Source organism: Streptomyces sp. WELS2 (assembly GCF_013870595.1).
In the GTDB taxonomy this organism is placed as follows: domain Bacteria; phylum Actinomycetota; class Actinomycetes; order Streptomycetales; family Streptomycetaceae; genus Streptomyces.
Genome location: NZ_JACBWZ010001188.1, coordinates 1 through 1,518, shown reverse-complemented (window position 1 = coordinate 1,518; position 1,518 = coordinate 1). Strand labels below are relative to the sequence as shown.

2 protein-coding genes are annotated in these 1,518 nt (G+C 75.6%); both read right to left on the bottom strand.

Features of this window, described 5'->3' with window-relative positions; translation table 11 throughout:
- Nucleotides 1–794, bottom strand: a 794-nt coding sequence (locus H5J33_RS34890; RefSeq protein ID WP_220213032.1) for a serine protease, incomplete at its 3' end; no start/stop codon positions are given.
- Nucleotides 794–1,189, bottom strand: a complete 396-nt coding sequence (locus H5J33_RS34885) for a CU044_2847 family protein (protein WP_181798659.1) — start codon at nt 1,187–1,189, stop codon at nt 794–796. The genes H5J33_RS34885 and H5J33_RS34890, both read right to left, overlap by 1 nt.
- Nucleotides 1,190–1,518 lie beyond the last annotated feature (329 nt).

Sequence of the window (1,518 nt, the reverse complement as noted above, 5' to 3'; positions counted from 1 at the left end):
TCCGGGACCTCCCAGCGCACGTAGTCGGCCACCGCCCGCAGGGAGGGGAAGCCGCCCGGGGGCAGGGGCGGACCGAAGGGACCCACCGCGTCCAGGTACAGCCGGTTCGGGTCGGGGCCCGTGCCGGGGCCGGCGGCGGCCCGGCGCAGCAGGTCGTACAGGCGCCGCCGCTCGTCGTCCCCGAGGCCCGGTACGGGCATCAGCTCGGCCAGCCCGGGCCAGTACCGGGCCAGCACGTCCAGCGGCAGCATCCGGCCCTTGCGCACCTGAGACGACGTCCCCAGGGCGGCGGTCACCATGCCCACCACCCTGCCGTCCGGCAGCGTCGCCGCCGCCCCGCTGAAGCCCTCCACGATCGGCTGCCCGTGGCCGTGCCACGTCACCAGCTCCAGCCACTCACCGGCGATCAACTGCGCCGAGACGGCCTGGTATTCGGCGAGGGTGCCCTCGTCGTAGTCCTCGGGGAAGCCGTAGGAGACCAGTTTCGGGTACGGCTCGGTGTACGCGGCATCGTGCGGGGCGAACCGGGCCGGGGCGAGCGGGATGTCGTGGTCCACCGCGAGTTCGAGCACGGCCACGTCACCGGGGTCGGTGACCCCGCCGGCCCAGCCGCCGTCGGCGACGACCCGGGCGGAGACCTCGCCCAGCTCCCGGGCGTGCGGGAAGCCGACCGTCACCGTGTCCCGGCCGTGGACGACGTGGGCGCAGGTGAGCACCAGGCGGCCGGTCACCAGGAAGCCGGCCCCCACCGAGTCGCCGCAGGAGACCCGGGCCTGCCAGGCGGGCCCGCGCATCACCGGCTCCCGGGCTCCGGGGCCGACGCGCTCTGCCCCGGCACGTTCCGCTGTGGCACGGCCGGCGCCGGCTCGGACCGCTCCGGGGACCAGCTGAGCTTGACCACCAGGTGCCCCTCGGCGGACCCCTTGGCGATGACCGCGCCCGCCTCGGCGGACAGCCGTACGCCGAACTCGATCTCCACCGCGTCGGGGCGCAGGCTGCCGTCCCGGAAGACCCGCAGCGCCGCGGCCGCCGCCGCCCGTACGCTGTCCAGCGCGCCCTCGAAGGTGCGCGCGGCCTGCGCCGGGCCGTCGCCGCGCGACACGAGGCGGGCGCCCGATCTGGCGTTGACGCCGTCCACCACGACGACCGCGCCGTCCTCGGTCCTGAACTCCAGCAGTCCGTCGTCCATGGCGCCGCCCGCTCCCCCTCGTTCCGCGTGTCGCTCGTGCAAGCCCCATGGTACGGAGGGTGCTTGGCGAGTCACGCCGGATAACACGCGCGGCGGGCGCGGACGGTGGCGGCGGCCGTCCGGGCCACCGCTGACGGGAACCCGCCAGGGCGGCTTCCCGTCAGCGGTGGCCGACTCCCTTGCGTCCGCGCTCACTTCACACTCGTCCCAGCACATGTCACGCGCGACCCGGACGAGATGAGGCGTGGATGAGCACAGGACGAGTCAGACGCGGCACGGCACTGCTGGCGGCGGCGCTGGTGAGCGCCCTGCTCCCGGCCGGTCCCGCG